The organism is Streptomyces sp. bgisy130, from assembly GCF_057708345.1.
In genome coordinates, this window is the sequence record NZ_JBYISA010000020.1 from 88590 (window position 1) to 108545 (window position 19956).

The 19956-nt window shown below is 72.2% G+C and carries 19 protein-coding genes; 10 read left to right on the forward strand and 9 right to left on the reverse strand.

What is annotated here, in order from left to right:
* Positions 1–100 precede the first annotated feature (100 nt).
* The 5 genes from AC3EUV_RS24305 to AC3EUV_RS24325 all read left to right on the forward strand — a co-directional run bounded on the left by AC3EUV_RS24305 (position 101) and on the right by AC3EUV_RS24325 (position 5917).
* Entirely contained in the window at positions 101–1480 is a 1380-nt protein-coding gene (locus AC3EUV_RS24305) for an ABC transporter substrate-binding protein (protein WP_432143296.1), read from the forward strand.
* On the forward strand, positions 1461–2444 hold the full coding sequence (locus AC3EUV_RS24310; RefSeq protein WP_432143295.1) for a carbohydrate ABC transporter permease: 984 nt from the start codon (positions 1461–1463) through the stop codon (positions 2442–2444). The genes AC3EUV_RS24305 and AC3EUV_RS24310 overlap by 20 nt, the downstream gene beginning before the upstream one ends.
* On the forward strand, positions 2441–3316 hold the full coding sequence (locus AC3EUV_RS24315; protein ID WP_387248160.1) for a carbohydrate ABC transporter permease: 876 nt from the start codon (positions 2441–2443) through the stop codon (positions 3314–3316). The genes AC3EUV_RS24310 and AC3EUV_RS24315 overlap by 4 nt, the downstream gene beginning before the upstream one ends.
* The gene (locus tag AC3EUV_RS24320; RefSeq protein WP_432143293.1) at positions 3313–4305 is read left to right on the forward strand and encodes a zinc-dependent alcohol dehydrogenase family protein; all 993 of its coding nucleotides are present in this window, start codon (positions 3313–3315) and stop codon (positions 4303–4305) included. The genes AC3EUV_RS24315 and AC3EUV_RS24320 overlap by 4 nt, the downstream gene beginning before the upstream one ends.
* Positions 4306–4441: 136 nt before the next feature.
* Entirely contained in the window at positions 4442–5917 is a 1476-nt protein-coding gene (locus AC3EUV_RS24325; protein WP_435603893.1) for a membrane-associated oxidoreductase, read from the forward strand.
* 52 nt (positions 5918–5969) lie between these two features.
* On the opposite strand, the gene AC3EUV_RS24330 is transcribed toward AC3EUV_RS24325, so the two are convergent.
* A complete protein-coding gene (locus AC3EUV_RS24330; RefSeq protein WP_435603894.1) occupies positions 5970–7418 on the reverse strand; it encodes an MFS transporter in 1449 nt (482 codons plus the stop codon).
* Positions 7419–7441: 23 nt separating this feature from the next.
* Between AC3EUV_RS24330 and AC3EUV_RS24335 the strand changes: the two genes are divergently transcribed.
* Positions 7442–7918 (forward strand): MerR family transcriptional regulator, encoded by a 477-nt coding sequence (locus AC3EUV_RS24335; protein WP_435603895.1) that lies wholly within the window; start codon positions 7442–7444, stop codon positions 7916–7918.
* Between the two features lie 51 nt (positions 7919–7969).
* Here the strand turns inward: AC3EUV_RS24335 and AC3EUV_RS24340 are convergent, their stop codons facing one another.
* From AC3EUV_RS24340 to AC3EUV_RS24360, 5 genes are all read right to left on the reverse strand, one after another.
* Complete coding sequence (locus AC3EUV_RS24340) at positions 7970–8983, reverse strand: winged helix-turn-helix domain-containing protein (RefSeq protein WP_432143289.1); 1014 nt, start codon at positions 8981–8983, stop codon at positions 7970–7972.
* A 167-nt stretch (positions 8984–9150) separates the two neighbouring features.
* The gene (locus AC3EUV_RS24345; protein ID WP_435603896.1) at positions 9151–9624 is read right to left on the reverse strand and encodes an NUDIX hydrolase; all 474 of its coding nucleotides are present in this window, start codon (positions 9622–9624) and stop codon (positions 9151–9153) included.
* Between the two features lie 4 nt (positions 9625–9628).
* Positions 9629–11176, reverse strand: coding sequence for an ATP-dependent DNA ligase (locus tag AC3EUV_RS24350; RefSeq protein ID WP_435603897.1), 1548 nt, complete (start codon positions 11174–11176; stop codon positions 9629–9631).
* Positions 11177–11249: 73 nt separating this feature from the next.
* Positions 11250–12647 (reverse strand): FAD-binding oxidoreductase, encoded by a 1398-nt coding sequence (locus AC3EUV_RS24355; protein WP_435603898.1) that lies wholly within the window; start codon positions 12645–12647, stop codon positions 11250–11252.
* Between the two features lie 10 nt (positions 12648–12657).
* Positions 12658–13644, reverse strand: a complete 987-nt coding sequence (locus tag AC3EUV_RS24360; RefSeq protein WP_432143285.1) for an antibiotic biosynthesis monooxygenase — start codon at positions 13642–13644, stop codon at positions 12658–12660.
* A gap of 104 nt (positions 13645–13748) precedes the next feature.
* Here AC3EUV_RS24360 and AC3EUV_RS24365 point away from each other — a divergent pair, with 104 nt between their 5' ends.
* On the forward strand, positions 13749–14315 hold the full coding sequence (locus AC3EUV_RS24365) for a nucleoside deaminase (protein WP_432143368.1): 567 nt from the start codon (positions 13749–13751) through the stop codon (positions 14313–14315).
* A 102-nt stretch (positions 14316–14417) separates the two neighbouring features.
* Here the strand turns inward: AC3EUV_RS24365 and AC3EUV_RS24370 are convergent, their stop codons facing one another.
* Complete coding sequence (locus AC3EUV_RS24370) at positions 14418–15497, reverse strand: hypothetical protein (protein WP_435603899.1); 1080 nt, start codon at positions 15495–15497, stop codon at positions 14418–14420.
* A 198-nt stretch (positions 15498–15695) separates the two neighbouring features.
* On the opposite strand from AC3EUV_RS24370, the gene AC3EUV_RS24375 reads away from it, so the two are divergent.
* Together AC3EUV_RS24375 and AC3EUV_RS24380 are read left to right on the forward strand one after the other, a co-directional pair.
* Positions 15696–16409, forward strand: a complete 714-nt coding sequence (locus AC3EUV_RS24375) for a histone deacetylase (RefSeq protein ID WP_435603900.1) — start codon at positions 15696–15698, stop codon at positions 16407–16409.
* Positions 16410–16530: 121 nt separating this feature from the next.
* Positions 16531–17115, forward strand: coding sequence for a dihydrofolate reductase family protein (locus AC3EUV_RS24380; protein WP_432143282.1), 585 nt, complete (start codon positions 16531–16533; stop codon positions 17113–17115).
* Positions 17116–17154: 39 nt separating this feature from the next.
* Here AC3EUV_RS24380 and AC3EUV_RS24385 read toward each other — a convergent pair whose 3' ends face one another.
* On the reverse strand, positions 17155–17979 hold the full coding sequence (locus tag AC3EUV_RS24385) for a TIGR01458 family HAD-type hydrolase (protein ID WP_432143281.1): 825 nt from the start codon (positions 17977–17979) through the stop codon (positions 17155–17157).
* A gap of 146 nt (positions 17980–18125) precedes the next feature.
* On the opposite strand from AC3EUV_RS24385, the gene AC3EUV_RS24390 reads away from it, so the two are divergent.
* A complete protein-coding gene (locus tag AC3EUV_RS24390) occupies positions 18126–19457 on the forward strand; it encodes a phosphoribosyltransferase family protein (RefSeq protein WP_432143280.1) in 1332 nt (443 codons plus the stop codon).
* A gap of 139 nt (positions 19458–19596) precedes the next feature.
* Here the strand turns inward: AC3EUV_RS24390 and AC3EUV_RS24395 are convergent, their stop codons facing one another.
* Positions 19597–19920 (reverse strand): putative quinol monooxygenase, encoded by a 324-nt coding sequence (locus tag AC3EUV_RS24395; protein ID WP_432143279.1) that lies wholly within the window; start codon positions 19918–19920, stop codon positions 19597–19599.
* Positions 19921–19956 lie beyond the last annotated feature (36 nt).

Below are 19956 nucleotides of genomic sequence, written 5' to 3' on the forward strand. Positions count from 1 at the left end.
CCCGGGCGTGCCCGCGAAACGGCGCGGTACGCCCCGGAACCGCCGCTTGTGCGGCATTCGCCGGACACGCACCCCTCTTGTCCCCAGAAAGGTACGAGCCGTGAGAGCACGATCCCCCGGACCAGGCCGCGGCGGCCGCTCCCCAGTGCTGACCGCCCTCGCCGTCGCCCTGGCACTGTCCACGACCGGCTGCTACCGCGGCGCCGGCGACGCGGGCAACGAGAGCCGCCGCAGCATCAACGTCCTGATGGTCAACAACCCGCAGATGGTGGATCTTCAGCGGCTCACCGCCGAGCACTTCACCAAGGAGACCGGCATCAAGGTCAACTTCACCGTGCTGCCGGAGGACGATCTGCGCGACAAGATGAGCCAGGACTTCTCCAGCCAGGCCGGGCAGTACGACGTGGCGAGCGTCAGCAACTACGAGACACCCATCTACGCCCGCAACGGCTGGCTGACCGAGCTGGGCACCCGTGCCGCCAAGGACCGCGCCTTCGACCAGGGCGACATCCTGCCCCCGGTCCGCTCCTCCCTCACGGCCGCCGACGGCAAGATCTACGCACAGCCCTTCTACGGCGAGTCCTCGTTCCTGATGTACCGCAAGGACCTCCTCAAGGAGGCCGGGCTGACCATGCCCGCCCGGCCCACCTGGCACCAGGTGGCCGCCCTGGCGGCGAAGCTGGACGGCTTCCGCAAGGGCATGAAGGGGATCTGTCTGCGCGGCCAGCCGGGCTGGGGTCAGCTGGCCGCCCCGCTGAGCACCGTCGTCAACACCTTCGGCGGAACGTGGTTCACCAAGGACTGGCAGCCGCAGGTCGACAGCCCGGAGTTCACCCGGGCCACCCGGTTCTACGTGGACCTGGTCCGCAAGCACGGGGAGGCGGGCGCCCCGCAGGCGGGCTACACCGAGTGCCTCAACGACATGCAGCAGGGCAAGGTCGCCATGTGGTACGACGCGACGGCCGGCGCCGGTTCGCTGGAGGGCAGCGACTCCAAGGTCGCGGGCAAGGTCGGCTACGCGCCGGCGCCGGTGGAGCGGACCCGGGACGCGGGCTGGCTCTACACCTGGGCGTGGGGCATACAGAAGGCCAGTACGCACCAGGACGCGGCCTGGAAGTTCATCCGCTGGGCCTCGGGCAAGGACTACGAACGGCTGGTGGGCCGCGAGCTGGGCTGGGCGAACGTGCCCGGCGGCAAGCGGGCCTCCCTGTACCGCGATCCGGCCTACGTCAAGGCGTCCGGGGCGTTCGCCGGCCCGACCGAGCGGGCGATCCGCTCGGCCCGGCCCGGCGACCCCGGCGTACAGCGGCGCCCGGCCCCCGGCATCCAGTTCGTCGGCATCCCCGAGTTCGCCGACCTGGGCACCAAGGTGTCCCACGAGATCAGCTCGGCCATCGCCGGGAAGCAGAGCGTTTCCGAGGCCCTGAAGAACAGCCGGCGACCGGCGCAGGAGGTGTCCGATGCCTATACGGACCACTGAGCCGGCCCCCGCGGGCGAGGTGGCCGCCGTGCACCGCGGCGGTGACCCGGCGGCCCGTGCCCGCCGCACCGAGCGGGCGAAGAACTGGGCCCGCCGCGCCCCGCTGCTGCCCGCGCTGGTCTTCCTCATCATCGTCACCCAACTGCCGTTCGTGGCCACCGTGGTGATCTCCTTCACCCGCTGGAACGCGCTGGCCCCCGAGAACCGCGGCTTCGCCGCCTTCGACAACTACCGGGCGGTCTTCACCGATCCCGCGCTGCGGGCCTCGGTGGGCACGACGGTGCTGCTGACCGTGACCGTGGTGCTGGTCAGCCTGCTGCTCGGGCTGGTTCTCGCGCTGCTGCTCGACCGTGGCTTCCGCGGGCGCGGCATCGTCCGCACCCTGCTCATCACGCCGTTCCTGGTGGTACCCGTCGCCTCCGCCCTGCTGTGGAAGCACGCGCTGTACAACGCCTCGTACGGGCTGCTCAACGGCTCGCTGACCTGGATCTGGCGGCTGTTCGGCAGCGACGACCCGCCGCAGCCGGACTGGATGACCGACTCCCCGCTGGCCGCGGTGGAGGTGTCGCTGATCTGGCAGTGGACGCCGTTCATGATGCTGATCCTGCTGGCCGGACTACAGAGCCGGGCCACCGACGCCATCGAGGCGGCCCGGATGGACGGCGCCTCCGCCTTCGACATCTTCCGCTATCTCACCCTTCCGCATCTGCGCCGCTACCTCGAACTGGCCGCGCTGCTGGGCACGGTGTACGTCGTGCAGAACTTCGACGCGGTGTTCACCATCACGTCCGGCGGCCTGGGCACGGCCAACCTTCCGTACACCATCTACCAGACCTTCTACCAGGCCCATGACTACGGACGGGCGTCCGCACAGGGCGTCGTCGTGGTGCTGTGTTCGCTGCTGGTGGCGACCTTCGCGCTGCGCACCGTCTCGTCCCTGCTGCGCGAGGAGGTCACCCGATGAACCGCCCGCTCCTGGCCCCGCGCCGCCCCGGCTCCCCCGCCACCCGGCGCCGGCGCCACACCGGCACCCTGCTGGGCCTGGTGGCCTGGCTGTGCGGGATCGGCTTCTTCCTGCCGGTCGCCTGGATGGTGCTGACGTCCTTCCACAGCGAGACGGACGCGGCGACCAACCCGCCGAGCGTCGGCGCCGGGCTGAGTCTGCACGGCTACCGCGAGTTCTTCGGCGCGGGCAGCGGTGTCAGCCCCTGGCCGCCGCTGATCAACTCGCTGACCGCCTCCGTCGTCGCCACCGTGCTGGTGCTGCTGCTGGCGGTGCCCGCCGCCTACGCCCTGGCCATCAAGCCGGTGCGCAAGTGGAGCGATGTCCTCTTCTTCTTCCTGTCCACGAAGATGCTGCCGCTGGTGGCCGGGCTGCTGCCGGTCTACCTCGTGGCGCAGAACACCGGGATGCTCGACAGCATCTGGCTGCTGGTCCTCCTCTACACCTCGATGAATCTGCCGATCGCGGTGTGGATGATGCGTTCGTTCCTCGCCGAGGTCCCGGTGGAGATGCTGGAGGCCGCCTCGATCGACGGTGCGGGGCTGACCACCACCCTGACCCGGATCGTGGCGCCGGTCGCCATGCCGGGCATCGCGGCCACCGCCCTGATCTCCTTCATCTTCAGCTGGAACGAGCTGCTGTTCGCCCGGGTTCTGACCGGGATCGTGGCCGGCACCTCGCCGGTGTTCCTGACCGGGCTCGTGACCAGCCAGGGCCTGTTCCTGGCCAAGGTGTGCGCCGCCGCCACCGTCATCTCCCTCCCGGTGATCGTCGCCGGGTTCGCCGCCCAGGACAAACTCGTCCAGGGCCTGTCGCTTGGAGCCGTGAAATGAAAGCCGCAGTGATCAGCGCCCCCGGGACCGTCGAGGTCACCACCGTCGACGACCCGGCGCCCGGCCCCCGCGAGGTCGTGGTCTCGGTCGCCGCCTGCGGGCTGTGCGGCACCGATCTGCACATCCTCCAGGGCGAGTTCGCGCCCACCCTGCCGGTCGTGCCGGGCCATGAGTTCGCCGGTACGGTCGTGGCGACCGGCAGCGCGGTCACCGAACTCGCCGAGGGCGACCGGGTGGCCGTCGACCCGTCGCTCTACTGCTTCGAGTGCCATTACTGCCGCATCGGCCGCAACAACCTCTGTGAGCGCTGGGCCGCCATCGGGGTGACCACGGCGGGCGGCGCCGCCGAGTTCGCCGTGGCCCCGGTCGGCAACTGCGTCAAGCTGCCCGAGCACATCCGTACCGAGGACGCGGCGCTGATCGAGCCGCTCTCCTGCGCCGTACGCGGCTACGACATCCTGCGCTCCCAGCAGCTGGGCACCCGGGTCCTCATCTACGGCTCGGGCACGATGGGCCTGATGATGCTCGAACTCGCCAAGCGCACCGGTGCCGCCGGGGTCGATGTCGTCGACATCAACCCGCAGCGGCTGGCCACCGCCCGCACCCTGGGGTGCAGCGCCGCCGCCGGTTCCGCCGACGAGCTGGACCGCCCGCGCGGCTGGGACGTGGTGATCGACGCCACCGGCAACGAGCACGCCATCCAGGACGCTCTGGGCCGGGTCGGCAAGGGCGGCACCTACCTCCAGTTCGGCGTCGCCGACTACGCCGCCCGCGCCACCATCGAGCCCTACCGCATCTACAACCAGGAGATCACCATCACCGGCTCGATGGCCGTCCTGCACAGCTATGAACGCGCCGCGGAACTCTTCGCGGCGGGTGCCTTGGACCCGGAGGTCTTCATCAGCGACCGGCTCCCGCTGGACCGCTACGCGGAGGCGCTGGGCCGCTTCCGGGCGGGCGAGGGGCGGAAGATCCTCGTACGGCCGTGAGCGGAGCCCGGGGCGGTCCTTGGGGGCCGCCCCGGGACGGGTGCCCCCTCCTGGGAGAGACGCGGGCACCGGCAGCAAGCTCGGCCGCACAGCTCGTGGTTGACAGTTCGTACACCCGCGCGACAGCATCCGGCCGGTGGAGATCACCGAGCTGACCCCAGCGGAGCGCCGTGTCTGGCAGGCGTTCCCCCTCGGCGAGGGCGTCGACTTCCGGGCGAGCGCCGGCGACGACCCCGCCGCCGGCGCAGCCTGGGGCCCCGAGCGGACCGTGCGCGCCGCGGTGCTCCGGCGGTTGCTGCTCAACGGGCCGTCGCGGGCGGGTGAGATAGCCGGGCTGAAGCTGTGGGGCGCCCGTATCACCGGGGAGCTGAACCTCAAGTACGGCAGAGTGGAGCACCCGGTACGGCTGCGGTCCTGCTTCTTCGAGGAGACCCCGGATCTGTACGGCGCGACGCTGCGCATCCTGGCGCTGAACGACTCGGTCCTGCCGGGTCTCACGGCCGGACACCTCCACGTCGACGGAGTGCTGCGCCTGACCTGTTGCCGCATCAAGGGGCCGGTGCGGCTGGCCGGGGCGCGAACATCCGGTGCGGTCTTCGCCAACGGAGCCCACGTCGGCGATCCGGCCGCCACGGAGCCGCCGGCGGAACCCGTTCTCCAGCTGAACCACGCCGACATCGGCACCGACCTCTGGGCTCCCGGCCTGGTCACCCACGGCCGGATCCGGCTGAACGGCGCGACCGTCGGCGGACAGGTCACGCTCGACGACGCACAGCTCAACGCCCCCGGCGGTCACGCGCTGGAGGCCGAAACGCTCAGCGTCGGCACCGATGTGCACGCCATGCGGCTGCGGGCCCACGGCCGGGTCGACCTGCGCGGTGCCCGGATCGCCGGCCAGCTCAACCTCGCCTATGCCGCCCTCGCCAACCCGGGTGGGGTGGCGTTACGCGTCAGTAGCTGCGTCGCGGGCGAGATGTGGCTGCGCGAGGCGAAGCCCGTGGTGGGCACGGTCAATCTCCGCCGCGCCCAGTTCGACGTCCTGTACGTCCCGCCGGAGGTCTGGCCGGACGAGGTCAAGCTCGACCGGCTCACGTACGGCTCGCTGCTCCCGCACCTGCCCGCCGGGGAACGGCTCCCGGTGCTGGAGCGCGAGCGCGCGGGGTATGTGTCGTACTCGTACGAGCAGCTCGCCGGCGCCTACCGTGCGGCCGGGGACGAAGCCGCCGCCCGCACCGTCCAGTTGGCCAAACTCCGCCGCCACCGCCGCACCCTGCCCTGGTACGCCAAGGTCTGGGGGCACCTTCAGGACGCCACGGTCGGCTACGGCTTCCGGCCGATGCGCGCCGCCGGCTGGTTGCTGGCCCTGTTGCTCATCGGCGCGCTCGCCTTCGCCCTGCACCCGCCGCGCCCGCTGAAGGCCGACGAGGCCCCCGACTTCAACCCCTTCTTCTACACCCTCGATCTGCTGATGCCGATCATCGGCTTCGGACAGGAGGGGGCCTTCGCACCGCGGGGTGGGTACCAGTGGCTCTCGTATCTGCTGGTCGTCACGGGCTGGACGCTGGCCACGACGATCGCGACGGGCATCACCCGCTCCCTGGCCCGCCAGTAGCGGGGCCTCCCGACCCACGCCGTCGTCTGCGACGCCACCCTCAACTCCCGCCTCACGGGCGGGAGTCGGCCCTCGTGCCCGCGCGTTCGGCCGTGGCGCGTGCCCACCGGCTGGAGCTGATCACAGCGAGGACGAGGATGCCCGCGCCGAGTGCGACGAGCATCCACCACACACGGTGCGCCGCACCCGTGAACGCCACTCCGCCGTGGGCGAGCTGCGGGCCGATGAGCGTCCCGGAGATCGCGACACCCAGTGTGGTGCCGGTCTGGCGGCCGGTGGAGGCCAGCGAGCCGGCCAGCCCGGCCATCGAGCGGGGCATCCCGGAGAGCGCCGCGTTGGTGATCGGCGGGTTGACCGCGCCGAGGAAGACGCCGAACAACAGGTGGACCGCCAGCACGGCCGGCAGCGGAGTCTCCGGGCCGAGCCATAGCGACATACCGCCGCCGAGGGCCAGCGCCGCCCCTGCCACCACCAGCGGAAACAGGGGACCCCGGGTGCCGACCACGCGCCCGGTGAGCGGCGCCACCACCAGGACCGGCAGCCCGACCGGGAGCAGGCACAGCCCGGCCGCCACCGGTGACAGGCCGCGCACGTCCTGAAGGTACTGGGTGGCCACGAACAGGAACGCGCCGAAGCCGCACAGGGCGAACAGCGCCATCACGATCGCGGAGCTGAACGGCACACTGCAAAAGAGGCGCAGTTCCAGGAGCGGGTCGGCGCGGCGAGGTTCATATGCGAGGAGGCCCGCCACGCCGAGCGCGGCGGCGGCGAGCAGCCCGACGATGAGCGGCGAGGTCCAGCCGAGCGCGCCGGACTCGATGATCGCGTAGACGACGCAGCCCAGGACCAGGACCATCAGTGCCTGCCCGACAGGGTCGAACCGGCGGGTGCGTTCGGCCCGGGACTCGGGTACGAACCGCGCGGCGCACACGATCGCCACGGCCACGACCGGGACGTTGATCCAGAAGACCGACCGCCAGCCGAGGGCGTCGACCAGCCCGCCGCCGAGGACCGGTCCCAGCGCCAGCGCCAGTCCGGACATCGAGGCGAAGACCCCGATGGCCCGGGCCCGTTCGGCGGCGCCGGTGAACGTGTTCGCGACGATCGCCATGGCCACCGGGTTGAGCATGGTCCCGCCGACCGCTTGCAGCGCACGCGCCGCGATCAGCCAGCCGATGTCCGGGGCCAGTCCGCACAGCACCGACCCGAGGCCGAAGGCCGCGAGACCGGCCTGGAAGACCCGTCGTCGGCCGACCCGGTCCGCGGTGGCTCCGGCCAGGACGAGGAACCCGGCCAGCACCAGAGTGTAGGCGTCGACCGTCCACTGGCGGCCGGATTCGGAGGCGTGCAGGTCGCGGCCCATGCTGGGCAGCGCGACATTGACGATGGAAATGTCCATCACCACGACGACGATGCTCACGCAGCAGATCGCGAGCACCAGGGATTTGCGGCGCGGGCTCAGTTCGGCAGCCGCGGCGGGGGTAAGCACGGTTGAACTCATGGTCCGACGCTAGGATTTAGAGCGTGCTCGAAATCAAGCAGCACTCAGCATCCGGTGCCACCGCACCGAAGGCGCGCACCGGCGCGGTGCCCACGGAAGGCGTGACCATCGCCGAGGCGGCCCGCCGCACCGGCGTGAGCGCACACACGCTCCGGTACTACGAGCGGGCCGGCCTGGTCATCAGCCCTGTCGACCGCACGAGCGGCGGCCGCCGCCGGTACCGCGAGCCCGACCTCAAATGGATCGTCATCTGCACCAAGCTGCGCGCCACCGGCATGCCCATCAGGGGCATCCGCCGGTACGCCGAGCTGGTCGCCGCCGGACCGGGCAACGAGGCGGAACGGCTCGCCCTCATGGAAGCCCACCGCGCCGACGTCCTGGCCAAGCTGGCGGAGACCCAGGAGAACCTGAAGATGATCGACCACAAGATCGAGAAGTACCGGGGCAGCATGGCCGCGGGCGACGCCGGGGAGCTCTGGGCACCCGTCAGCCCCCCTTGAGCAGCGTGCCTTGAACAGCGTGCATTGAGCGGCGTGCTGCCCCGGCACCTCTCAGTTCGGCAGCCGTACGGGGGCGAGTTCACCGTGCAGCAGCGCCGTGCCGAGCGGGGTGAGGGCATGGACGACCGAACCGCCGTCGCGCCGGCTGCGGGCCAGGTTGGCCTCGCGCAGGGCGCTCACGTGCTCGCTGGCCGAGGGGGCGGAGACCCGTAAGCGGCGGGCCAGTTCACCCGTGGTGGCCGGTGCGTCGAGCGCGGCGAGGATACGGGCCCGGGTGCGGCCGAGGAGGGTGGACAACGCCTGCGGATGACAGCTGCGGGTGGTGGCCGGTGCCCACGCCGTGGAGTGTTCCACGGGGTAGACCAGCACCGGCGGCAGGCCCGGGTCGGCCAGCGCGATGGGTCTGCGCCAGCAGAAGTGGGACGGGATCAGCCGCAGCCCGCGCCCGCCCAGCCGCAGCTCGCGGTCCTGGGGATAGTCGACGTACAGCACCGGCGGCTCCCAACGGAGCGCCGGGCGGAGGCTGTTGAGCATGCCGTCGACACCGCCCCGGCAGAGGGCGCGGGACCGGGCAGCGCGGTCGGAGTCGACGGTGGCGGCCGCCTCCGTCCAGTCGGGGGCGATCACCGCGCGGTGCACCTCCCGGAAGGCGCGGGCCAGTTCGTCGAGCGGCTCCCGGCTCCCGGCGGCCAGGGCGGCGGTCCAGCGCGGGAGCCGGTCCGGCAGCGCGGCCCGTGCGGATTCCGCCGTCAGCCGGACCGGGGAGGTCTCCCGCAGCGCCGCCAGCCCGGCGGCCAGTCCGTCGCGGGCCGCGTCGGGGGTGAGGAAGTCCGGGAAGTAGCGGGCATCGGCCGGGGCCAGTGCGCTGATCAGCCGGGCGGCGGGGGTCAGTCCCCGGGCGTCCAGTTCGCGGCGGGCGCGGGCGCGCCAGGCGCCGTACACCGGCACTCCGCGCCCCGGTGGGACGACATGGTGCAGCGCGAGCACCGTTTCCCACAGTGGATCGGGTTCGGCGGCTATCTGTACCCGCGCGACATCCCGGTCTTCGAAGTGAATACGCAACATGCGGCCCCCGCGGCATGCTCATGACCCTGTGGCCAGGGCCCCCCGTTCGGGACCTGGTGGCACGGCCCCGCCGCCAGACTGCCGGGTGGCGAACGGAAGTGTCCAGGGCGAGTGGTGGCATCTCGCCTGCGCGGGTAGTGCGGCCGGGGAGTGCGCGGCGCCCGCGGTCAGGCCCCGCTCGCGAGCCGTTCCGCCAGCCGCTCCAGGAACACCCGCTGGCCCGCCACCAGCCGCTCTCGCGCCGCGTCCGGGCCGAACCAGGCCACCCGGTCGATCTCAGGGAAGGTGCCGATCACCCCGGACCCGCGCGGCCACTCCATCTCGAAGGTGCCGGGCACCACGTGCTCCGGATCGAGATCGCTCTCGACGGCCCAGGCCGTCACCACCTTGCCGCCCGACTGGCGGATCTCGCCCAGCGGGAGACCGGGCCCGTCGGGCGGCGGCACGCCCAGCTCCTCCTCGAACTCCCGCCGGGCCGCGTCCCACGCCTCCTCCGGCGGTACGTACTCGCCCTTGGGCACAGTCCACGCCCCCGCGTCCCGCCGCTCCCACAACGGCCCGCCCATGTGCGCCAGCAGCACCTCGACCCCGGTCGCCGTGCCCCGGTACAGCAGCAGTCCGGCGCTGCGCTTACCGGCCATGGCGCTACCCGGCCCCGCCGTCGTGCGCGGTGAGCACCGTCTCGATGGTGTCCGCCTCGGCCGCGGTCTTGTCCTCCCGGTAGCGCACCACGCGCGCGAAGCGCAGGGTCACGCCCGCCGGGTAGCGCGAGGAGGTCTGGAGCCCGTCGTAGGCGATCTCGACGACGAGCTCCGGACGCACCGTCACGACATGGCCGTTGTCCGCCACCGCGAGCTCCCGCAGCCGCTCGGTCTGCCAGCCGAGGGTGGCGTCGGTGAGCCCCTTGAACGTCTTGCCCAGCATGACGAAACCGCCGTCCGGGTCCCGTGCCCCGAGGTGGAGGTTGGACAGCTTCCCGGTGCGCCGGCCGTGGCCCCACTCCGCGGCCAGCACCACCAGGTCCAGGGTGTGCACGGGCTTGACCTTCAGCCAGGCGGCGCCGCGGCGGCCCGCGCTGTAGGGGGCGTCCAGCGCCTTGACCACGACGCCCTCATGGCCCCGGCGCAGGGTCTCGGCCCAGAACTCCTCCGCGGCGGCGCGGGCGGCCGCGTCGGCGGGGTCGCCGACCACCGCGCGGCGCACCCGCAGCGGCTCGGGAACCAGCCGGACCAGCTCCGCATGCCGCTGCTCGCCCGGGAGTTCCAGCAGGTCCCGGCCGTCGACCGAGAGCACGTCGAAGAAGACCGGGGACAGCGGCAGCGCGGCCCGCGCGGCGGAGACGTCCACCCGCGAGCCGAACCGTCCGGCGACCCGCTGGAAAGGCACCGGCCGGCCCGCGCCGTCCAGGGCGATCACTTCGCCGTCGAGGATGAAACGGCCGGCCGGCAGCTCCCGGGCGACCGCGGTGACCTCGGGGAGCCGGTCGGTGACCTCGTCCAGGGTGCGGGTGTGGATCCGGACGTCCGGCCCGTCGCGGTGCACCTGGACGCGGATGCCGTCGAGCTTCTCCTCCACGGCGCAGGCGCCGAGCCGGTCGACCGCCTCGGCCACCGACTTGGCGCTGTGCGCCAGCATCGGCCCGACGGGCCGGCCGACGGTGAGCCGGAAGTCCCGGAGCGCGGCCGGTCCCTCGGCGAGCAGCGCCCGCGCCACGTCCGGCAGCGAGCCCGCCAGCATCACGGCGCGCCGTACGTCCGCCGCGGGCACCTCGGCCGCGGCGGCGAGCCCTTCGGCCGCGAGGGCGTCCAGCGCGCCCTGCCGTACCTCGCCGGTGAGCAGACCGGTCAGGAACCGCTGTTCGTCCGCGGTCGCCGCGGCCAGCAGCTCCCGGACGAGTACGCGCCGCTCGCCCTGCGCCCCGGCCCCGGAGACCCGCGCCAGGGCGGTCAGCGCGGTATCCACATCGCGTACGGTCAGCGTGGCGCGGTCCGCGGCCGGCACCGCTTCGCGCAGCACGCTCCAGCCGACCCCGATCCGCCCCTGCGGCAGCCGGCCGGCGAGATACGGGATGACCACCGGGACGTCCTCCGGCGCCGCGGCCCGGAACAGCCCGGCCAGCAGCGCGATCTTCTGCGAACGCGCCGGCGTCGCGGCGACCTCCCCCGATACCTGTGCGAGATGCGCCAGCAGCATAGGGCCATGGTGCGCCCACGGCGCCGTCCGCGCTTCCCCTGGCGGCGGATCCGTGCCTAGCCCCTAAGGGGTGTCAGGGTGCGAGGTAGGAGTGGAAGAGGTTTTCCGGGTCCCACTGCGCCTTGATCTCCTGGAGCCGGTCCCAGGTGGCGGGGGTGTAGGAGCGCCGGGCCCGGGCGGGGTCGGCCTCCAGGTCCGTCTCGGCGATGTAGTGGGAGCCCTGGTCCCGCGGGTCCGCGGCGGCCATGGCGTCCCGCAGCCAGCGCGCGTTGTCCTGGTCGCCGCCCGGGTCGTCCCAGACCGCGTAGCAGACGAGATAGGACGCGCCGAGCGGGGCGAAGGCCATGTTCCGCAGCAGCGCGGGTTCCTGGGCGACCGGCTGTACGGGCGAGAGCACCAGGGACTTCCCGGAGGGGGCGTGGGCGACCGCGTCGGCGATCCGCGTCAGCTGGGTGGTGTAACTCTCCGGCGACCACAGGGTGTCCGCGGCATACCGGTGTGCGGGCGGCCAGACGGCTGCCGCGCCCTCGTGCAGCGCGGCGAAGGACACCGGCGTGGGCAGTTGCCGGGTGACGGCGCATTCGCCGAAGGGACAGTCGGCGTACGGCTCCAGCGCCTGCCGGGCCTCGGACTCCGCGGCGGCGAACGCGGTGGCGGCGACCGTGATCCGGGGTCCCCGGGGAGCACTGGCGGTCGGCGGACCGGAGGCCGCGAGGACGAAGGCGGTCTCGACGTACGGCGGGAGGCGGCGCGCGAGCGGCTCCGCCCACTCCGTCACCCGGCTGACATCGGCCAGCGGGAAGGTGAGGGTTGTCGTCAGCATCGCGGCCGGGTGGGGGTGCAGGGCCAGGCGGAAGCCGGTGACGGCCGCGCAGAAGCCCGGCCCGGCGCCCCGGGCGGCCCAGAAAAGGTCGGGGTGCTCGGTGTCGCTACAGGTGACCGTCCGCCCGTCGGCGGTGACGGCCCGGATCTCCCGCACATCGGCGCAGGACGGCCCCCAGGCGCGGGAGTTCCAGCCGAGTCCGCCGCTGAGCAGAAATCCGCCGACCGCCACCGTGGGGCAGTGCCCGACAGGGAAGGCCAGATCGTGCGGGGTGAGGGCGGCGACCAAGTCCTGGCCGGTGGCGGCGGGGCCCACGGTGGCGGTGGCCGGGCCGGCGCCCCGGGCGGGCGTGATGCCGCACTGCCGGAGCCCGGAGAGGTCGAGCAGCAGGCCCCCGTCGCGGAGGGGTGAGCCGGACCAGTTGTGCCCGCCGGATCGGAGCGAGACCCGCAGGTCCTGTTCACGGGCCCAGGTGACGGCGTGCACCACGTCCGCTTCCGTGGCGGCCCGCACGATGAGCTCGGGGAACCGCCGGGGCGTGACCTCGTTCCACACCGCGCCGGTACGGGCGTCCTCGTAGCCGCGGTCGGCCCGCCGGATCAGCGTGCCCTCGATGTCCGCCCCAACTGCCGGTGCCCGTGGGCGCATGGCTGCCTCCTCACCAGATCTGGCCGGTGATCAGGCCGAAGACGCCGATGCTCACCACGTAGCAGAGCAGCATCACCGCGACACCGGTCACCTGTACCCGGCGGGTGCGGGCCCGGGCCGGCACCAGCCAGAAGGCGAGGGCCCGGTTCACCGTCGGCATCAACAGCCAGGTCAGTGCGCTGACGCTCAGCACGTTGGAGAGGAACAGCCCGATGTACTCGCGGATTCCGAGCTTCTCCAGTCCGTATCCCACGGTCAGGTTGAGCACCATCACCGTCGGATAGAGCGCCAGCAGAACGGACATGGCCTGTTTCCAGTTGGGCGGTGCGCTTTGGTCCTCGCCGTGGTCGAACGTGAACCAGCCGCTGAACGACGAACCCACCTTGCGTACGTCGTAGGAGGTGAAGTATTTGCTCCCCTCCTCCAGCAGCTTGCTGCGTACGTCGGAGGTGAGCCAGTCGTCGAGGTAGGCACGCGACTCGAACCGGAAGACGACAACCCAGTTGTCCTGTACGCCCGCCACCGGCTCGAAGAGCTCGGACCCCATGAAGCCCGGCGCCTTCTCCTGCTCTTTGAGCGTCTTCTGCTGCCAGTTCACAAATCCCTCTTCGCAGCCCGGCTTCACCTCGTGGGAGATCACGGCCGTGACCGCCTCCGGAGCCGGCTGAGCGGGGGTGCCGCCCTGGAGCACCTCCTGCGTCGGGGGGCTCTCGAAGAGTCCGCGCGCTTCGTCCAGCAACTCCTGCCGTCGGTCCGAATCCAGCCAGGCGGTCAAATAGTCCATGGCGGAAAAGCGGAAAACGGCCACCCATTCATTGGTTTCACCGGCGGCCGGCGGATATACCTCGGCGCCCACAAATCCCTCGAATTCGCCGGCCGCCTGATTCACCCGGTCCTGCCAGCGCTGATACTCATCGGCCCGGCCCTCGCGCACCTTCTGCGAGGTCACAACGGTGGCGTTGAGCGCCGTGGAGTCACGGCTTGCACGGGAACTCACATCGAGTAGCCTAGTACATAGGGGAATTACCGGGCAAATTGGGCATTAGTGCAGTCCGTTCCGCAGAGGACGCTGAGGAATCGATGCCGATCGGAGAGTCCGTGATGGAAGACAAAGAACTCCTCGCAGAGGCCGTACGGCTGGCCACGGAATCCGTGGAGAACGGCTGGGGCGGCCCGTTCGGCGCGGTGATCACACGCAACGGCGAGATTCTCGCCCGCGGGCAGAACCGCGTTCTGCTGACCGGCGACCCCACCGCTCACGCCGAGATGCAGACGATCAGCAAAGCCATCCAGGTCCTCAACCCTGAGGCCCCGTCAATCGCCGTGGAGCACCAGAACGAGAGCACACTGGAGTACGTCGCCCGGCCCGAGGGTTCACCGGACCCGCTGCCGGAGCGCGCCCGGATGCTCCAGGGCTGCTCGATCTACATCAGCGGCGCCCCCTGCCCGATGTGTATGAGCGCCATCTACTGGTCCCGGATGGACGCCGTGTACTACAGCTGCGACCTGGAGGACACCGCGCGGATCGGCTTCGACGACTCGTTCCAGTACGAGGACTTCAAGCGGCCCCTCAGCGAGCGGCGGATCAAGATCGAACAGATCCACCCCGAGCTGGGCGCCCATGCGTATGCGGCATGGACCAACCGGGCCGACCGGCACGCGTACTGACAACGGATCACGGCCCACGCGGCAGCACGGTGCCCGCCGCGCGGCGGGCCGCTCCGCGCGACCCGGCCCCCGAGCCGTCCGGACCAAAGCGTTCCGGGCGGCTCACTCGTACATCACGTACTCCGGCTGCGGCCGGAGGGCCAGCACCTCCTTCGGCGTCATGAGGCGGCTGCCCTCCGCGTCCTCCTCGTAGAAGAGCTTGAAGCCGGTGTGCAGACCATCGGGCAGATCCCGGACCAGCTTGTGCCAGGTACCGCGCTTCAGGCCGGGCGAGCCGATCCCGTCGGCGCTCTTGATCAGCGCCACCCCGGGCTGCGGGCGCAGCGCCGACTGGTCGCCCACGACAGACGTGGCGACCTGGTGGAAGACCAGCGGCTTCTGCGGCAGATCGTGCTCCTCGACCAGGCCGGACAGATAGCGGGCGACCTTCGTCAGCTCATGGCCGTCGGTATGCCCGTAGGTGTCGCCCGGCACCTCGCCGGAGCCCATCTCCCACTCCGGGTCCAGGGCGATCCCCACATCCGGGTGGACGAGCCAGTCGCGCAGCGCCTTGACCTCGTCGAGCACCGCGGCACGGCCCGGCTGGATGTTCAACAGCAGCAGCCCGCGGCGCTCGCGCGCCACCCGGTGAAAACGGCGGATGGTGGCGGCGGGGGTGCGTGAGCGGTACATCCCGTCCGGGCCGGCCGCGGAGTTGGCGACCGTCGCCAGGAGTTCGAGCACGGGCAGCGGCTCCCGCCCCGCGGCGAAGGAGTGCGCCACCTTCTCCGCCTCGGCGGCCCGCCGCCCGGGGTCCCCGGTCCCGAGCCGGCCGAGCGCCGCGGCGCCGGGCAGGCCACAGAACCCGACCAGCCGGTAGCGCGGGAACAATTCCCGTCCGCCACGCGGGAGTTCCGGGCGGCGCCGCTTCTTCGGGCGGCCCGGGGACGCGGCGCCGGACGGGCCCGGGGAACCGGACCCGGCCGACGGGGAGGATCCCGGCCGCCCCGGCGGTGAGGCCCTGGACGCGGAATCGGCACGGGAGGACGTGCCCCCACAGGCCGTGAGCAGTCCGAGCCCGGCCGCTGTCGTGACCGCGAGCATCCGGCGCCGGCTCGCGTCCGGCGCGGGTACCGGGTCGCGCCCCGCCGTCCTGCCGCCGCGTATCTCTGTGTCGGTGCGCCCTGACACCTTGTCCGCCATGTTGCCTCCGTCCCCGGCAGCCGGCCGTCGACCGGCCACCGGTTGCCCTGCGGACCGGTCCGTTCCGGTCCGTGCAGTGCGCATCTCCAGACCCTCCGCACCAAAACCCGGGGTGGTAACGATCAAGCCAGGTTCACCGCGGCCGCCCGCCCGCACGCCCTCGCCCCGCCCGCGGGCCGGTCCGCGTAGCGTGAGAGCGTGACCAGGCCCCGACGCCTCGAAGCCCTGGACGACTCCCCCGAAGCCGTCCGGCGCCGCACCCCCGTCCACCGCCTGTGGTACGCCGCGTACGGCTCCAACATGCATCTCGACCGGCTGACCGCCTACCTGGCCGGCGGCCGGCCGCCCGGCGGGCTGCGCAGCTACCCGGGCTGCCGGGACCCCCGCGGCCCCGCGCGCACGGCACCGGTCATGCTGCCGGGGCTGCTCTACTTCGCCACCACCTCGGAGGTGTGGACCGGCGGCCGGGCCTTCTACGACCCCGATGCTGCCCCGGCCCGGGGCAGCCGGCCGGAAGGCGCCGAACTCCCCTCCCGCGCCTATCTGCTGACGCTCTCCCAGTTCTCCGACATCGCCGCGCAGGAGATGTACCGGGAGCCCGGCGAGGACCTCGATCTCACGGAGGCCGTGGCCCAAGGACGGGCCCGGATCGGCCCCGGCCGGTACGAGACGCTGGTGTGCGCCGGCGTCCTGGACGGGTACCCGGTGCTGACCTTCACCGCCCCGTGGAGCAGCCAGGACATCACCATGAACGCACCGTCGGCGGCGTATCTGCGGCATATCGGGGCCGGCATCGTCGCCTCCCACGGATGGAGCGCCCGCCGGGCCGCCGCCTATCTGGCCGGCTGCCCGGGGGCCGACGGTCACTGGACGGCGGCGGAGATCGCGGCACTGCTCACCGCCCCGCCCTGACCGGCATCCTCGCCCCGGCACGCCGTGCGCACCCGTACGGCCGCCACCGCGCCCGCGCCGGGCACACTGGAGCCGTCCGGCCGGTATCGGCCCGGCCCCGACGACCTCGGCGAGGACGGCGATGAGAAAGATCATTGTGTGGCTGTCGGTGTCCCTCGACGGCTTCATCGAGGGCCCGAACCGCGATATCGGCTGGCACCTGGTCGACGACGAGCTGCACCGGTACGTCAACGAGCAGCTGCGGACGATGGGCGCCTTCCTGTGCGGGCGGGTCACCCATGAGCTGATGGCCGGATTCTGGCCCACGGCCGATGCCGATCCCGCGATCACCGGCCCGATGGCTGAATTCGCCGGGATCTGGCGGGACATGCCCAAGATCGTGTTCTCCCGGACCCTGGAGGAGGCCGGCGGGTACCACACCACCCTGATGCGGGAGGTCGTCCCCGAGGAGATCATGGCGCTCAAGGCACAGCCGGGCGGCGATATGACGCTCGGTGGCGCCGACCTCGCCGCGTCCTTCCGGGAGCACGATCTGATCGACGAGTACCGCCTCTACGTCCATCCGGTCATCCTCGGGCGGGGCACGCCCCTGTTCCGGCCGGCGGACGCCAGGACCGGCCTGGAACTCGCCGGGACCCGGACCTTCGGCAATGGCGTCGTCCTGCTCCACTACCGGCGCGCCGGGGCGGCGGCCGCCGCCGGGTGAGGCCCGGGGCGCGGTCGGGGCGCGGTCCCGCACCCCGGCTCACGGGGCAGGCCGCTCCGGCAGGCCGGGCAGACCCAGCAGCGCGGGCAGCTCGGCGAAGGAGTCGAGTACCCGGTCCGGGGTGCCGGTGGCCGTGCGATGGGTTTCCGGCAGATATTTACCGGTCTTGACGAGTACCCCGGTGAGCCCGCAGCGCTGGGCCGCCAGCACATCGGACTCGATGTCGTCGCCCACCATCAGCGTTTCCGACGCAGCGGCGCCGAGCTGCGCCAGGGCGGTGGCGAAGAACGCTTCGGCCGGTTTGCCGGTGACCACCGCCTCGACCCCGGCGGCCCGTTCCAGGCCCGGCAGAAAGGCCCCGGTATCGAGGACGAGCCCGTCCGCGGTACGCCAGTACAGATTGCGGTGCATGGCGACCAGCCGGGCGCCGCCCTGGAGATGGCGGAACGCGGTGTTGAGGGCCGCATAGCCGAATTCCTCGCCCGCACCGCCGAACACCACCACATCCGGCGCCGCCCCGCCCGCTCCGCCGGCCCCCTCCTCAACGATCTCCACTCCCTCCAGATCGGCCCGGACCTCGCCGCTGTTGATCAGCAGACAGCGCGCGTCCGGATGGTGCGTGCGCAGGTAGGCGGCGGTGGCGGCGGGTGCGGTCAGAATGTCGTCGGCGCCTACGGGGAAGCCCTCCCGGGCCAGCCGTCCGGCGACCACGGCGCGGGTCCGTGAGGTGGTGTTGGTGACCAGCAGCAGCGGGAGCCCGGCCGCGCGCAGCCGCTCCATGGCCGCGACGGCGCCGGGCAGCGCCTTCCAGGACACGGTGAGCACACCGTCGATATCGATCAGAACCGCTCCGATTCCTTCCATATGCCGACGGTAACCACGGTCGGCCGGGGCCGGGCGGAGGGCGGGGCCCCGTCCACCGTCCGACTTGCGAAGGAGCCATGAATGGGGTTATTTCGAAGTGAGGTGTGAACGCAGCTTCCGTCTCCCCTGGCTAGGGGGTGCACACTGTGCTGTTCACTGACCGCGCGGATGCGGGGCACCGCCTCGCCGAAGCGCTACAGCACCTGGAGGGGGAAGAGCCCGTCGTGCTGGGCCTGCCCCGTGGCGGGGTCCCGGTGGCCTTCCAAGTGGCGCGGGCGCTCAAGGCGCCGCTCGATGTGATCGTGGTCCGCAAACTGGGCGTCCCCTACCAGCGCGAGCTGGGATTCGGTGCCATCGGCGAGGGCGGCGTGCGGGTGATCAGCGACGACATCGTCCGCCGGGGCCGGCTCGGACAGGCCGATCTGGCCTCCGTGGAGCATGCCGAGGCGGCGGAACTCGCCCGTCAGGCGGAGCGTTTCCGTGCCGGACGGCCGCGGCTCTCCCTCGAAGGGCGGACGGCGATCGTGGTGGACGACGGGATCGCCACCGGCGCCACCGCGGCGGCAGCCTGCCAGGTGGTCCGCGCACAGGGCGCGGCCCGTGTGGTGCTCGCCGTCCCCGTGGCGCCTCCGGACGCGGCCGAGCGGCTGCGCACCGCGACCGATGAATTCGTCTGTCTCTCCACCCCGTTCGCCTTCTCCGCCGTCGGCGAGTGGTACCAGGACTTCTCCCAGACCCCCGACGACGAGGTCGTGGCGCTGCTGGCGCAGGCAGCGGACGGCCCCGGGCCGGAGCGGTCCGCGCCGGACGCGGAGACCGCGGACGCGCAGACCGCGGCGGACAAGGACGTCGAGGAGGAGGTGGCGATCGACGCCGCCGGGGTCCGGCTGACCGGGGACCTCCACCTGCCGGCCGGCGCCCGCGCGGTGGTGATGTTCGCGCACGGCTCGGGCAGCAGCCGGCACAGCCCGCGCAACCGGCTGGTCGCCGCGGCCCTGAACGAGGCGGGCCTGGGCACCCTGCTCTTCGACCTGCTCACCCCGGCGGAGGAAGCCCACCGGTCGAACGTCTTCGACATCGGCACCCTCGCCGACCGGCTGACGGCCGCCACCGGCTGGCTGCGTGACCGCACCGCCCTGCCGATCGGCTACTTCGGCGCGAGCACCGGCGCCGCGGCGGCGCTGTGGGCCGCCGCCACGCCTGGTGCGGACGTCGGTGCCGTGGTGTCCCGCGGTGGCCGCCCCGACCTCGCCGAACCACTGCTGGTCGCGGTACGGGCGCCGACGCTGCTCATCGTGGGCGGCAACGACAACGTGGTCATCGACCTCAACCGGGAGGCCGAGGCGGCGCTGCGCTGCGAGACCCGCGTCGAGATCATTCCCGGCGCCACCCATCTCTTCGAGGAGCACGGCGCCCTCCAGCAGGTCGCCGACCTCGCCCGGGACTGGTTCCTCAGCCACTTGATGCAGGAGGCGTAGCGGGCCCCTCGGCGGAGGCGCTCCGGCCCGTCCGCCCTTGGCGGTTCCGCCGATTGGCTTTCAGCCGGGGGCCGTTCACCGATTGCCTTCCGGTCGGTGGCCGTTTCCGCCGGTGGCCGTTCTGCCGGTCGCCGGTCCTTCAGTCGATGGTGATCTCGCCCATGGCGCTCCAGCCGTCCGCGCCCTCGATGGTGGTGCTCACAATGTCGGGGGTGCGGCGCAGCAGCGGGCGCATCTGCTCGATCGCGGCGCGGAAGTGGTCGGAATTGACATGCGCTTCGGCGGCATCGTCCTTGAATGCCTCGACCAGGACATAGGTGTTCGGGTCCTCGATGCTGCGGGACCATTCGAACCAGAGGTTGCCGGCTTCGGCGCGGGTTGCCTCGGTGAAGGCGGCGACGTGCTGCGGCCACTCCTCGGCGTACTCGGGCTTCACGGGGAACTTGACGACGATGAAGATCATTCAGCGATTCTAGATCACGTGGCACCCGGTGCCGTC

Bases quoted from the DNA above. Each gene is read 5' to 3' on its own strand.
- AC3EUV_RS24310 (WP_432143295.1), top strand. From the start codon at position 1,461: ATGCCTATACGGACCACTGAGCCGGCCCCCGCGGGCGAGGTGGCCGCC.
- AC3EUV_RS24315 (WP_387248160.1), top strand. From the start codon at position 2,441: ATGAACCGCCCGCTCCTGGCCCCGCGCCGCCCCGGCTCCCCCGCCACC.
- AC3EUV_RS24320 (WP_432143293.1), top strand. From the start codon at position 3,313: ATGAAAGCCGCAGTGATCAGCGCCCCCGGGACCGTCGAGGTCACCACC.
- AC3EUV_RS24330 (WP_435603894.1), bottom strand. From the start codon at position 7,418: ATGAGTTCAACCGTGCTTACCCCCGCCGCGGCTGCCGAACTGAGCCCG.
- AC3EUV_RS24340 (WP_432143289.1), bottom strand. From the start codon at position 8,983: ATGTTGCGTATTCACTTCGAAGACCGGGATGTCGCGCGGGTACAGATA.
- AC3EUV_RS24345 (WP_435603896.1), bottom strand. From the start codon at position 9,624: ATGGCCGGTAAGCGCAGCGCCGGACTGCTGCTGTACCGGGGCACGGCG.
- AC3EUV_RS24350 (WP_435603897.1), bottom strand. From the start codon at position 11,176: ATGCTGCTGGCGCATCTCGCACAGGTATCGGGGGAGGTCGCCGCGACG.
- AC3EUV_RS24355 (WP_435603898.1), bottom strand. From the start codon at position 12,647: ATGCGCCCACGGGCACCGGCAGTTGGGGCGGACATCGAGGGCACGCTG.
- AC3EUV_RS24365 (WP_432143368.1), top strand. From the start codon at position 13,749: ATGGAAGACAAAGAACTCCTCGCAGAGGCCGTACGGCTGGCCACGGAA.
- AC3EUV_RS24370 (WP_435603899.1), bottom strand. From the start codon at position 15,497: ATGGCGGACAAGGTGTCAGGGCGCACCGACACAGAGATACGCGGCGGC.
- AC3EUV_RS24380 (WP_432143282.1), top strand. From the start codon at position 16,531: ATGAGAAAGATCATTGTGTGGCTGTCGGTGTCCCTCGACGGCTTCATC.
- AC3EUV_RS24385 (WP_432143281.1), bottom strand. From the start codon at position 17,979: ATGGAAGGAATCGGAGCGGTTCTGATCGATATCGACGGTGTGCTCACC.
- AC3EUV_RS24395 (WP_432143279.1), bottom strand. From the start codon at position 19,920: ATGATCTTCATCGTCGTCAAGTTCCCCGTGAAGCCCGAGTACGCCGAG.